Here is a 12359-nt window from a genome sequence, read left to right on the forward strand (position 1 = left end):
CAAAGGGCCTGGCGATGCGCATAGTGCAATGGATGGTCGCGATCCTGTGCGTCGGCATCGGGGTCGTCTTCGGCGCATTGAATTCCCATACCGTCGCCCTCGACTTCGGCCTCCGGCAGATCGAGGCCGCTCCGGTCGGGCTGTCGCTGCTGGTCGCGCTCCTGCTGGGCGCCATCGTCGGCGGCCTGGTGCTCGAACTGGGCGTGATCTGGCCGCTGCGGCGCAGGCTCCGCCAGCAGGCGTCGGCCACGGTTGCGGACGGCCAGTCTCCGGACGCCGCGGACCTGTCCGCACCGTGAACGGTTTCGTCTGGCTCCTGCTGGCGCTGCTGCCCGTGGCGGCGGCGAGCGGCTGGTGGGCGGGACGCCGCGGCGGCGTTCGCGTCCAGGGCCAGCGCGCGAGCACGCTGGCGAGCACCTATTTCCGCGGCCTCAACTACATCCTCAACGAGCAGCAGGACAAGGCGATCGAGGTCTTCCTCGAGATCGCCGAGGTCGACAAGGACACGCTCGAGACGCAGTTCGCGCTCGGTCACCTGTTCCGGCGCCGCGGCGAGGTCGACCGCGCGATCCGCCTGCACCAGGGCCTCATCGCGCGGCCGGGCCTGTCCGACGAGCAGAAGACGCGCGCCATCCTCGCGCTGGGCGAGGACTACATGCGTGCCGGCCTGCTGGACCGCGCGGAGACGCTCTTCAGCGACCTGGTGCAGTTGCGCATCCACGCGCCGCGGGCGCTCAAGCACCTCATCTCGATCTACCAGGCCGAGCGCGACTGGACCAAGGCCATCGAGCACGCACGCCGCTACGAGGCGATCGCCGACGAGCCGATGGGTCCCCTGATCGCCCAGTTCCACTGCGAGCTCGCCGAGCAGGCGCGGCTGCGCGGCGATGTCGAAGGCGCGCGCCGCGAGCTTGCCGACGCCTATGCGGCGGACAGCCATTGCGTGCGCGCGGGGCTGATCGAGGCGCGACTGGAGGTGGCTGCGGGCAACGACCAGGCCGCCATCCGTGCCTTCGAGCGCGCGGCGCGGCACGACGTCGACTATCTGCCCGAGATCCTGCCCCCGCTGCTGGCGTGCTACGAGCGCCGGGCCGAAAGCGCGCGTGCGCGCGCCTTCCTCTCCGAGATGATCGAGCACTACAGCGGGGTGTCGCCGATCCTCGCGCTGACCCGTCTTCTGGAGCACGAGGAAGGCCGCGCAGCGGCGCTGCGTTTTCTGACCACGCAGGTGCGCCAGCGGCCGTCGGTGCGCGGAGAGGGCGCGCTGATCGACCTGACGCTGAATGCCGGCGCGGATCCGGCCGCGGCGCTGCAGACGCTCAAGCAGATCAACGACCAGCTCATCGTGCGCAGCCCGACCTACCGCTGTTCGCGTTGCGGGTTCGGCGCGCGTTCCCACCACTGGCAGTGCCCCAGCTGCAAGAGCTGGGACACGATCAAGCCGGTCCGCAACATGGTGAGCGATTGACCGCGGCCGAGCCCGCTGCCGTCGCGCTGCCGCTTCTGGCGCTGCCCGTCGCCGCGGCCGTCTCGGCCGCGATCACCTGGACGGTACGGAGCTGGGCGCTGCGCAGGCGCATCCTGGACCTGCCGGGGCGGCGCCGCTCCCACGTCGTGGCGACGCCGCGGGCCGGCGGCATCGGCTTCGTCGTCGTCGCGCTGCTCGGCATCCTGGCAGGTGCCGCACTGCAGCCGGCGCACGCCGCGCAGTTCGCGGCCGTCGGCATCGGGCTGGCGATGGTCGCGGGCATCGGCGCGGCCGACGACGTCCGGTCGGTGCCGGCGCGCTGGCGTCTGCTCGTCCACCTGCTTGCCGCCGGGGTATGCTGCGCCGCCCTGATCGGCGTGCCCACCGACCTGCCGTCGCTGGCTCTGCTGTGCATCGCGGTCTTCTTCGTGACCGGCCTGGTCAACGCGTGGAATTTCATGGACGGAATCGACGGCCTCGCGGGATCGCAGGCGCTCCTGGTCGCGGCATTCATCGCGCTGCTCGCATGGCCCACCGCCGCGGCCTCCGTGGCGGCGGTGCTCGCGGCGGGCGTCGCCGGCTTCCTTCCCTTCAACGCACCGCGTGCGCGCATCTTCATGGGCGACGTGGGAAGCGGTGCGCTCGGGTTCCTGCTGGCCGCCCTGCTGGTATGGACCGTGCAGGACGGGCAGCTGTCGTGGCCTCTCGCGCTGTTGGCGGTGAGTGCATTCGGGCTTGACGCTGGCTTGACCCTGCTGAAGCGGATACTCCAGCGCCGCACCTGGTGGGAGGGGCACCGCGAGCACCTCTACCAATGGATGGCGCGCCGCTGCGCACGCCACTGGCCCGTGACGCGGGCCTATGCGCTCTGGACCGCGACGGTTTGCCTGCTCGCGTCGTATCTGGTGCAGCTTCCCTTCGAATGGCAGTTGAGCGTGAGCGTGATCGTCATGACTAGCGGTGCGGCCATCTGGATGTGGACGCGTCGCCGGCTCCGGGCCGGAGCGCGTCGGGTGGCTGGATGAACTTGCTGCGCGAGCGTTTCTCGCCGTGGGGGCCGCGGCTGGCGATCATCGTCCACGACCTCGCCTGGGCCGGCGCCTGCTGGGTCGGGCTCATGCTCCTGCGCTACAGCTACGCCGAGGGCGGTCCGTCCCTGGAGCATCTGCGTGGCCAGGTCCTGCTGGTGCTGGCCCTGCAGGGCCTGGTGTTCTGGCGGGTCGGCCTCTATCGAGGCCTATGGCGGTTCGCGAGCGTCCCGGACCTGATCAACATTCTCAAGGCGTCGGTGATCGGTGCGGTACTGATCCTCGTGGCGCTCTTCTTCAACTATCGCGCGGAGGAGCTGCCGCGGACGGTCCTCGCGCTGTATCCGCTGACGCTGGCCTTCCTGCTGGGCACCCCGCGCCTGCTGTACCGGACCTGGAAGGACGGCCAGATGCGGCGGACCGGGGGCGAGAGCCGCGTGCGCCTGCTCGTGCTGGGCGCCGGGCATGCGGGCGAGGCCCTGCTGCGCGACCTGCAGCGCGATCCGCGGTATGCGCCGATCGGGCTGCTGGACGACGACAGGCGCCTGCACGGCGCCAAGGTCCACGGCGTCCCCGTTCTCGGCGGCATCGACGGTCTCGGCGAGATCGCGCACGAGACCGCCGCCGGCATGCTGGTCATCGCCATGCCGTCGGCCACGCCCGAGCAGATGCGGGAGATCGTCGCGCGCTGCGACGAGACGGGCCTGCCGTTCCGCACCGTGCCCCGGCTCGACGACGTGCTGGAAGGCCGCTACGCGCCCGGCGAGCTCAAGGAGGTGGCGATCGAGGATCTCCTCGGGCGCGACCCGGTGCTGCCGGAGTGGGCGCCGGTCAGGCGCTGGATCGGTGGGCGCGCGGTGCTGGTGACCGGCGCGGGCGGCTCGATCGGCTCCGAGCTGTGCCGGCAGTGCGCCCAGCTGGGCGTGGCGCGCCTGATCCTGGTCGAGCGTTCCGAGCTCCTGCTCCTGAGGATCGCCACCGAGCTGCAGGAGACCCATCCGGATCTTCAGGTGCTGCCGGTCCTCGGCGACTGCGGCGACACCGCGCTGATGCGCCGCACGCTCCGCCGGACGCGTCCGCAGGCGGTCTTCCACGCCGCCGCCTACAAGCAGGTCCCCCTGCTCGAGGAGCACGTCCGCGAAGCGGTGCGCAACAACACGCTGGCGACGGCGACGATGGCGCGTCTTTCGCGCGAGACCGGCGTGGGAACCTTCGTGCTCATCTCGACCGACAAGGCGGTGAACCCGGTCAACGTGCTCGGCGCCTCCAAGCGGCTCGCCGAGCTCGCCTGCCAGATGTTCGCGCAGGGCGCGACCACGCAGTTCGTCACGGTGCGCTTCGGCAACGTGCTGGACTCGGCGGGCAGCGTGGTCCCGCTGTTCCGCGAGCAGATCCGCAGCGGCGGTCCGGTGACGGTCACCCATCCCGAGGTCACCCGCTACTTCATGACCATTCCCGAGGCCTGCCAGCTGATCCTGCAGGCGGCGGCGATGGACTCCCAGGAGGCGATCTACACCCTGGACATGGGCGAGCCGGTGCCGATCCGGGTGCTCGCCGAGCAGATGATCCGGCTCGCGGGCAAGCGTCCCGGCAGCGAGATCCCCATCGAGTACACGGGGCTGCGGCCGGGGGAGCGCCTTCACGAGACCCTCTTCCACGCCGATGAAGACTATCGCGGCACGGCCCACGCCAAGATCATGCAGGCGCTGCCCCGCCACATCGACCCGGTGGCGCTCAGGGCGGCGCTCGTGGCGGCGGAGGAGGCCGTGGCCCGCTGCGACGACGACACGCTCCGGCAACTGCTCCAGGACACCATGCCCGACTACCGGCCGGATGCCGCTGAAGGCAGCCCGAGCGCGAGCGCCGTCGTCACGCCATTCCCCCTGAGAAGAAAGGACGTGTCCACCCAATGACAGAAGCCCGAAGCAAGCGCATCCGCAAAGCCGTCTTTCCCGTGGCGGGCCTCGGCACCCGCTTCCTGCCGGCGACCAAGACGGTTCCCAAGGAGATGCTGCCGATCGTCGACAGACCGCTGATCCAGTATGCGGTGGACGAGGCGATCGAAGCGGGCTGCGACACCCTGATCTTCGTGACCAACCGCTACAAGCACGCGGTCGCCGACTACTTCGACAAGGCCTACGAGCTCGAGCAGAAGCTCGCGCGCGCGGGCAAGACCGAGCAGCTCGAGCTGGTGCGGCACGTGCTGCCCGACGGGGTCCGGGCGGTGTTCGTGACCCAGGCGGAGGCGCTCGGGCTCGGGCACGCCGTGCTGCAGGCCAAGCCCATCGTCGGCGACGAGCCGTTCGCGGTGCTGCTGCCGGACGACCTCATCTGGAACCGCGGCGGCGACGGCGCGCTCAAGCAGATGGCCGACCTGGCGGAGCGCGAGTCGGCCAGCGTCATCGCGGTCGAGGACGTGCCGCGCGCGGCGACCGGCAGCTACGGCATCGTCGCGACCGAGGACTTCTCGGACCGCTTCGGGCGCATCTCCGCCATCGTCGAGAAGCCCCGGCCGGAAGAGGCGCCGACGACGCTCGCGGTGGTCGGCCGCTACGTCCTCGACGGGAGCATCTTCGACCTGCTGGAGAACACCACCCCCGGCGCCGGCGGGGAGATCCAGCTGACCGACGCCATCGCCACGCTGCTGCAGCGGAAGCCCGCGCTCGCGTACCGCTTCATGGGCACGCGCTTCGACTGCGGCCAGCACCAGGGCGTGGTCGAGGCCAACATGCGCTTCGCGCTCGACAACCCCAAGCTGCGCGAGTCGACGCTGGCCGCCATGCGCCAGGCGCTGCTCGACGCGGAGAAGGGCATGGCCTGAGCCCTCGGCCCCGGGGCGGAAAAGACGGTTCCGCCAGAACGGACCATGAAGAACGGCGCCCCAGGGGCGCCGTTCTTCGTTCTGCTAGACAGGAAGAGGAGGCGCGTCAGAGCGCCTCGAAGATCCCGGCCGCGCCCATGCCGGTGCCGATGCACATGGTCACCATGCCGTACTTCTGCTGGCGTCGGCGCAGTCCATGCACGAGCGTCGCCACGCGGATCGCGCCGGTCGCGCCCAGCGGGTGGCCGAGGGCGATGGCGCCGCCCAGCGGGTTGACCTTGTCGGGATCGAGGCCCACGTCGCGGATGACGGCGAGCGCCTGCGCCGCGAAGGCCTCGTTGAGCTCGATCCAGTCCAGCTGCTCCTGGCGGATTCCGGTGCGGGCGAGGGCCTTGGGGATGGCCGCGATCGGGCCGATGCCCATGATCTCGGGCTTGACGCCGGCCACGGAGAAGCCGTGGAAGCGTGCCAGCGGGGTCAGCCCGTAGTCCTTGATCGCCTTCTCCGACGCGAGCAGCACGGCGGCCGCGCCATCGGACGTCTGCGAGGAGTTGCCCGCGGTGACGCTGCCGCCGTTGCGGAACACCGGCCGCAGACGGGCCAGCGCCTCGATCGTGGTGTCCGCGCGCGGGCCCTCGTCGGTGTCGACGGTACGGCTGCGTTCCGACACCGCGTGGCGTCCCAGGTCCGGCTGGCGCGACTGCACCTCGTAGGGGGTGATCTCCTCGCGGAACTCGCCGGCCTCGATCGCGCGGATCGCCTTGTGGTGCGAGGCGAGGGCGAAGGCGTCCTGGTCCTCGCGCGAGACCTTCCACTGCTCGGCGACCTTCTCCGCGGTGATGCCCATGCCGTAGGCGATGGCGACGTTCTCGTCGCGGTAGATCGCGGGGTTCATCGCGACCTTGTTGCCCATCATCGGCACCATCGACATGCTCTCGGTGCCCGCGCCGATCATCAGGTCGGCCTCGCCGAGGCGGATCTTGTCGGCCGCCAGGGCGACCGCCTGCAGGCCGGACGAGCAGAAGCGGTTGATGGTCTGCGCGCCGACGGTATCGGGGATGCCGGCCAGCAGCGCGCCGATGCGCGCCACGTTCATGCCCTGCTCGGCCTCGGGCATGGCGCAGCCGACGATGATGTCGTCGAGCCGCGCCAGGTCGATGCCGGGGGCCTGTGCGACGACCGCGCGCAGCACGTGCGCGAGGAGGTCGTCGGGGCGGGTGTTGCGGAAGACGCCGCGGCCCGCCTTGCCCACCGGGGTGCGGGTGGCGGCGACGATGTAGGCGTCCTGGATCTGCTTGCTCATGGAGTACTCCGGTTCGGTACGCGGCCCGATGGCCGCGCGCGGAAGAAGGGGTGTCGTTCGTTCCGCGCAGGTCAGTTCCGCAGCGGCTTGCCGGTGGTGAGCGTGTGCTGGATGCGCTCCTGGGTCCTGGCCATCTGGGCGAGCTCGACGAAGTGCCGGCGCTCCAGGTGGATCAGCCAGTCCTCGTCCACCAGTGCCCCGCGGTCGACGTCGCCGCCGCACATTACGGTCGCGATGCGCGAGGCGATCTCGAAGTCGTGCTGCGAGATGAAACGGCCTTCCAGCATGTTGACCAGCTGCGCCTTGAAGGTGGCGATGCCCACGTCGCCGGCGACCGGGATCTGCCGCGCAGGAAGGGGCGGGCGGTAGCCGGCGTCGGCGAGCGCGCGGGCCTGCCCCTTGGCCACGTGGAGGAGTTCGTGGGCGTTCATCACGACCACGTCGTCCGGCCGGGCCAGGCCCAGGGCCTGCGCCTCGCGCGCCGAGCCCGACACCTTCGCCATGGCGACCGTCTCGAACCACGGCTTGAGCGCGTCGAACACGTCGCCGCCGGGGCCCGCCTTGGCCGCCGCGCGCACCGCGATCTCCTTCAGCCCGCCGCCGGCCGGCAGCAGGCCCACGCCGGCCTCGACCAGCCCGACGTAGCTCTCCATGGCGAGCACGGTGCGCGCCGCGTGCATCTGGAACTCGCAGCCGCCGCCGAGAGCGAGGCCGCGCACCGCCGCCACCACCGGCACCAGCGCGTACTTGATGCGCTGGCTGGTCGCCTGGAAGTTCTCGACCATCTTCTCGAAGTCGGCCACCTTGCCCGCCTGCAGCAGGCCCAGCGCGCCCTTGAGATCGGCGCCGGCGGAGAACTGCTCGCCGTGCTGCCAGATCACCAGACCGTCGAAGTCCTTCTCGGCCAGCGCCACGGCCTCCTGCAGGCCGTCGAGCACGCCGTCGGAGACGGTGTTCATCTTGGTCTTGAAGGAGGCGACGGCGATGCCGTCGCCGTCATGCCACACGCGCAGGGCATCGGTCTCCATCACCGTCTCGCCCTGCGGCGCACGCTCCCCGAGCACCGGGTCGGGGAAGCGCTGCCGCGCGTAGACCGCGAGGCCGGAGCGGCCGAGCGGCCGGTCCGCCTCCGGCCCGTAGCTGCCGTCGGCACCGTGCACGCCCTCGCGGGCGCCCACCCAGGCGGGGAGCGGCGCGTCGGACATGGCCTTGCCGGCTCGGATGTCCTCCTCGATCCAGCCCGCCACCTGCTTCCAGCCGGCGGCCTGCCAGGTCTCGAACGGGCCGATCTTCCAGCCGTAGCCCCAGCGGATCGCCAGATCGACGTCGCGCGCGGTCTGCGCGATGTCCTTCAGGTGATAGGCGCTGTAGTGGAAGAGGTCGCGGAAGATCGCCCACAGGAACTGCGCCTGCGGGTTCGCGCTGCCGCGCAGGCGCGCGAACTTCTCGGCCGGATCCTTGATCCTGAGCAGCTCCGCGACCTCCGCGTCGGGCTGCGCGTCCGCGTCGCGGTAGTCCTGCTTCGCGAGGTCGAGCACCTGGATGGTCTTGCCGGCCTTGCGGTAGATCCCCGCGCCGGCCTTCTGCCCGAGCGCGCCCTTCTCGATCAGCGCCGCGAGCCACTCCGGCGTCCTGAAATAGCGATGCCAGGGGTCGTCCGGGAGGGTATCGGCCATCGTCCTGACGACGTGGGCGAGGGTGTCCAGTCCCACCACGTCCGCCGTGCGATAGGTCGCCGACTTCGGGCGACCGATGCCGGGACCGGTCAACGCGTCCGCGACGTCGAAGCCCAGGCCGAAGGCCTCGGTGTGGTGCATGGCGGAGAGCATCGAGAACACGCCGATGCGGTTGCCGATGAAGTTCGGGGTGTCGCGCGCGTAGACCACGCCCTTGCCGAGCGTCGTCACCAGGAAGGCTTCGAGCCCCTCCAGGACCTCGCGCGAGGTGGCCGACCCGGGGATCAGCTCGGCCAGGTGCATGTAGCGCGGCGGGTTGAAGAAGTGCACGCCGCAGAAGCGGGCGCGCAGGGCCTCGGGCAGCACCTTCGCGAGTTCGTCGATGCCGAGGCCCGAGGTGTTGGTCGCCAGCACCGCGTGCGGCGCGACGTGGTTCTCGATGCGTTCGTAGAGCGCCTTCTTCCAGTCCATGCGCTCCGCGATGGCCTCGATCACCAGGTCGCAGCCCGCGAGCAGGTCGAGGTGCTGGTCGTAGTTCGCCGGCACGATCCGCCGCGCGAGGTCCTTGTGGGCGAGCGGGGAGGGCGACAGCTTGGCGAGACCGGCGATGGCCTTCTCGACGACGCCGTTCGGGTTGCCCTCCTTCGCGGGCAGGTCGAACAGGATGGTGTCCACACCTGCGTTGACCAGGTGCGCGGCGATCTGCGCGCCCATGACACCGGCGCCCAGGACGGCGGCGCGGCGGACAGGAATTGCTTTAGGCATGTTTCTCAAGTCCTTGTTCTGGATCGGTTCTCAGGGTGCGGGGTGCCCGCAGGCCGGCCGCGGCGAACTGGATGAGCGCCTGCGCCGCGTCGCGGCAGTGGGCCGCTTCGGAGCGGCCGTCGGCGCGCTGGGTGATGCCGAAGTCGGCCATCGCGTAGGTGAGCGCGCCGGCGGTGAAGTCGAGGCGCCAGTAGAGGTCGTCGCGGTCGAGCTCCGGGAGAGCGACGGCGATCGCGCGGGCGAACTCGCGCAGCACGTGCCCGTAGTTGTCGGAGAGGAAGCGCCGCAGCCCGTCGTTCTTCTCGGCGTAGGCGCGGGCGATGATGCGGACGAAGGCGGAGCCGGAGCGGTCGATGGCCAGCGCCAGGGGCGGCTCGATGAAGGCGGCGAGGATGCCCTCGAGGTCCGACGGATCGCGCGCCACGGCCCTGTGCAGGGCCTGCAGGCGGCGCGCGCTCATGTCGTCCATGCGCCGCCGGAACACCTCGTTGACGAGGTTCTCCTTGGAGCCGAAGTGGTAGTTGACGGCGGCGATGTTGACGTCGGCGCGCCGGGTCACCTCGCGCAGGGAGGTGCCTGCGAAGCCCTGCTGCGCGAACAGCTCCTCCGCGGCGCCGAGGATGCGCTCCTTGGTGCTGAACTGGGGCGCCGCATTCACGGCCAGCGAACGTTCGATTCAAACATGTGTTTCATCGTACGCCCCGCGGCGGGACTGAATCAAATCGCCAAAAGAGCGGAACGGACCGTATGCGCCACGTCGACGATCCGCTAGAATTCCTCGCGAATTTCCGCTAAGCCTGCGATCCGCCGATACTTCGGCGGTTTCGTCGTCGGCGTCGCAAGCGGCGGGCCCACCAACACGTTGCAGGAGTTCGACCCGAACCATGGCGCAGGAACGCACCCTTTCCATCATCAAGCCCGACGCCGTCGCCAAGAACGTCATCGGCGAGATCTACACCCGCTTCGAGAAGGCCGGCCTCAAGATCGTGGCGGCGCGCATGGCGCAGCTGTCGCGGGAGGAGGCGGAGGGCTTCTACGCGGTGCATCGCGAGCGCCCGTTCTTCAAGGCGCTGGTCGACTTCATGGTGTCGGGCCCGGTGATGATCCAGGTTCTCGAGGGCGAGAACGCCATCGCCAAGAACCGCGAGCTCATGGGCGCGACCAACCCCAAGGACGCCGCGCCGGGCACCATCCGCGCCGACTTCGCCGAGTCCATCGACGCCAATGCCGTGCATGGTTCCGATGGCCCGGACACCGCCAAGACCGAGATCGAGTACTTCTTCGGTCGCTGAACCCGCTTCACCCGCGCCGGCATCCTGCCGGCGCGGTCTCCTCGAATCCGGTCCGCCCACGTGACTACGGTTTCCACCCGCACGAACCTGCTCGACCTCGACCGCGAGGGCATGGAGCGCTTCTTCGCCGACACCCTCGGCGAGAAGACCTTCCGCGCGCACCAGGTGATGAAGTGGATCTACCACCGTCACGAGACCGAGTTCGCGAACATGACCGACCTCGGCAAGGCGCTGCGCGCCAAGCTCGAGGAGCACGCCGAGGTGGTCCCGCCGAAGATCCTCTTCGAGAAGCCCTCGGCCGACGGCACCCACAAGTGGCTGCTCGGCATGGACGGCGGCAACGCCGTCGAGACCGTCTTCATCCCCGACCGGACCCGCGGCACGCTCTGCGTCTCGTCCCAGGTGGGGTGCGGCCTCAACTGCAGCTTCTGCTCGACCGCGACCCAGGGCTTCAACCGCAACCTGTCGGCGGCCGAGATCATCGGCCAGGTGTGGATCGCCGCGCGCCACCTGGGCAACGTGCCGCACGGCATCCGCAAGCTCACCAACGTGGTGATGATGGGGATGGGGGAGCCGCTGCTGAACTTCGACAACGTCGTGCGCGCGATGAGCGTCATGCGCGACGACCTGGGGTTGGGCCTCGCCAACCGGCGCGTCACCCTCTCGACCTCCGGTCTCGTGCCGCAGATCGACCGCCTCGGCGCGGAGAGCGACGTGTCCCTGGCGGTCTCGCTGCACGCGCCGACCGACGACCTGCGCACCGAACTGGTGCCGATCAACAAGAAGTACCCGATCGCCGAGCTCATCGCCGCCTGCCAGCGCTACGTCGCGCGCAAGCCGCGGTCCACGGTGACCTTCGAGTACACGATGATGCGCGGGGTCAACGACTCGGTGGAGCAGGCGCGCCAGCTGGTCAAGCTGATGCGCAAGGTGCCGAGCAAGGTGAACCTGATCCCGTTCAATCCCTTCCCCGGCACGCGCTACGAACGCAGCGACGACGCCACCATCCGCGCCTTCCAGGAGGTGCTGCAGAAGGCCGGCATCATCACCCTGGTCCGCCGCACCCGCGGCGACGACATCGACGCCGCCTGCGGGCAGCTCAAGGGGCAGGTGATGGACCGTACCCGGCGCCAGGCCGAGTTCAAGCGCAAGCTCGAGGGAGGCGACCGGCATGCGGCTGCGTGATCTCGCCGTAGTCGTGGCCGCAGCCCTGCTTGCCGCCGCGTGCAGCAGCAAGCCCTCCATGCTCATGGAGCCCAACTCGCGCCAGGTCCCGCCCGACCGGCCTGCGCCGCGCCAGCTCCGCTCGAACGAACGCGCCGACCCGCAGCGCGCGGCGGAGACCAACGTCGGCCTCGCGCGCGGCTATCTCGAGCGCGGGGAGCCCGAGGTCGCGCTGCAGCGGCTGAACCGCGCGCTGGAACTCGATCCCGGCTCGGCCGACGCCCACACCATGATCGCCGTCGTCTACGAGCAGGTCGGGCGTCCCCATCTCGCCGAGCGTCACTACGAGCGCGCCACCCGGCTGGCGCCGAACGACGGCGGGGTCCTCAACAACTACGGCGCCTGGCTCTGCCGCAACGGGCGCGCCGCCGAGGCGGACGCGTGGTTCGCGCGCGCGCTCGACGACCCCTTCTACCGCTCGCCGGGCGCCGCCCTGGCGAACGCGGGCGCCTGTGCACTGCAGGCCGGCAACCAGGCCCGCGCCGAGGAGTATTTCCGCAGGGCCGTGGAGCTGCGCCCGGACGACGCGCACGCGCTGGAGCAGCTCGCGCGGCTCAGCTACGCCCGCGGCGAGTACCTGAGCGCGCGCGCCTTCATCGAGCGCCGCAAGGGCGCCGGGCCGGCGACGGCGGACACGCTGGAGCTCGGCGGGCGGATCGAGGAGGCGCTGGGAGACATGCGGGCCGCACAGCGCTATCGTGAGCGGCTCCGGACCGAATTCCCCGAACACAACGCGACCGTACCGGGAGGTTGAGCCTTGCCATGAGTCTGGAACATCCGTC

General features: G+C 70.4%; 11 protein-coding genes. 8 read left to right on the plus strand and 3 right to left on the minus strand.

The window, feature by feature from the left end:
- The first annotated feature begins 32 nt into the window (after positions 1 to 32).
- Genes ACFO3Q_RS04870 through galU form a run of 5 tightly spaced genes read left to right on the plus strand, consistent with a single transcriptional unit; the run spans position 33 to position 5317 of the window.
- Positions 33 to 299 (plus strand): lipopolysaccharide assembly protein LapA domain-containing protein, encoded by a 267-nt coding sequence (locus tag ACFO3Q_RS04870; RefSeq protein ID WP_377003512.1) that lies wholly within the window; start codon positions 33 to 35, stop codon positions 297 to 299.
- A complete protein-coding gene (lapB, locus tag ACFO3Q_RS04875; RefSeq protein WP_377003513.1) occupies positions 296 to 1468 on the plus strand; it encodes a lipopolysaccharide assembly protein LapB in 1173 nt (390 codons plus the stop codon). The genes ACFO3Q_RS04870 and lapB overlap by 4 nt, the downstream gene beginning before the upstream one ends.
- On the plus strand, positions 1465 to 2493 hold the full coding sequence (locus ACFO3Q_RS04880) for an MraY family glycosyltransferase (RefSeq protein WP_377003514.1): 1029 nt from the start codon (positions 1465 to 1467) through the stop codon (positions 2491 to 2493). Before lapB ends, ACFO3Q_RS04880 begins: the two co-directional genes overlap by 4 nt.
- Positions 2490 to 4409: a polysaccharide biosynthesis protein gene (locus tag ACFO3Q_RS04885; protein ID WP_377003515.1), complete on the plus strand. Its 1920-nt coding sequence runs from the start codon at positions 2490 to 2492 to the stop codon at positions 4407 to 4409. Before ACFO3Q_RS04880 ends, ACFO3Q_RS04885 begins: the two co-directional genes overlap by 4 nt.
- Complete coding sequence (gene galU / locus ACFO3Q_RS04890; RefSeq protein ID WP_377003516.1) at positions 4406 to 5317, plus strand: UTP--glucose-1-phosphate uridylyltransferase GalU; 912 nt, start codon at positions 4406 to 4408, stop codon at positions 5315 to 5317. The genes ACFO3Q_RS04885 and galU overlap by 4 nt, the downstream gene beginning before the upstream one ends.
- Positions 5318 to 5423: 106 nt before the next feature.
- Here galU and ACFO3Q_RS04895 read toward each other — a convergent pair whose 3' ends face one another.
- The 3 genes from ACFO3Q_RS04895 to ACFO3Q_RS04905 form a co-directional block, all read right to left on the minus strand.
- The gene (locus ACFO3Q_RS04895; protein WP_377003517.1) at positions 5424 to 6620 is read right to left on the minus strand and encodes an acetyl-CoA C-acyltransferase; all 1197 of its coding nucleotides are present in this window, start codon (positions 6618 to 6620) and stop codon (positions 5424 to 5426) included.
- 71 nt (positions 6621 to 6691) lie between these two features.
- Positions 6692 to 9061 (minus strand): 3-hydroxyacyl-CoA dehydrogenase/enoyl-CoA hydratase family protein, encoded by a 2370-nt coding sequence (locus tag ACFO3Q_RS04900; RefSeq protein WP_377003518.1) that lies wholly within the window; start codon positions 9059 to 9061, stop codon positions 6692 to 6694.
- The gene (locus ACFO3Q_RS04905; RefSeq protein ID WP_377003519.1) at positions 9054 to 9719 is read right to left on the minus strand and encodes a TetR/AcrR family transcriptional regulator; all 666 of its coding nucleotides are present in this window, start codon (positions 9717 to 9719) and stop codon (positions 9054 to 9056) included. Before ACFO3Q_RS04905 ends, ACFO3Q_RS04900 begins: the two co-directional genes overlap by 8 nt.
- A 226-nt stretch (positions 9720 to 9945) precedes the next feature.
- Here ACFO3Q_RS04905 and ndk point away from each other — a divergent pair, with 226 nt between their 5' ends.
- Genes ndk through pilW form a run of 3 tightly spaced genes read left to right on the plus strand, consistent with a single transcriptional unit; the run spans position 9946 to position 12331 of the window.
- Complete coding sequence (gene ndk / locus ACFO3Q_RS04910) at positions 9946 to 10353, plus strand: nucleoside-diphosphate kinase (protein ID WP_377003520.1); 408 nt, start codon at positions 9946 to 9948, stop codon at positions 10351 to 10353.
- 21 nt (positions 10354 to 10374) lie between these two features.
- Entirely contained in the window at positions 10375 to 11538 is a 1164-nt protein-coding gene (gene rlmN, locus ACFO3Q_RS04915; RefSeq protein WP_377003638.1) for a dual-specificity RNA methyltransferase RlmN, read from the plus strand.
- A complete protein-coding gene (gene pilW / locus ACFO3Q_RS04920; protein ID WP_377003521.1) occupies positions 11525 to 12331 on the plus strand; it encodes a type IV pilus biogenesis/stability protein PilW in 807 nt (268 codons plus the stop codon). Before rlmN ends, pilW begins: the two co-directional genes overlap by 14 nt.
- The last annotated feature ends 28 nt before the right edge of the window (positions 12332 to 12359 follow it).

It is taken from the genome of Coralloluteibacterium thermophilum (assembly GCF_042654365.1).
Taxonomy (GTDB): Bacteria; Pseudomonadota; Gammaproteobacteria; order Xanthomonadales; family Xanthomonadaceae; genus Coralloluteibacterium; species Coralloluteibacterium thermophilum.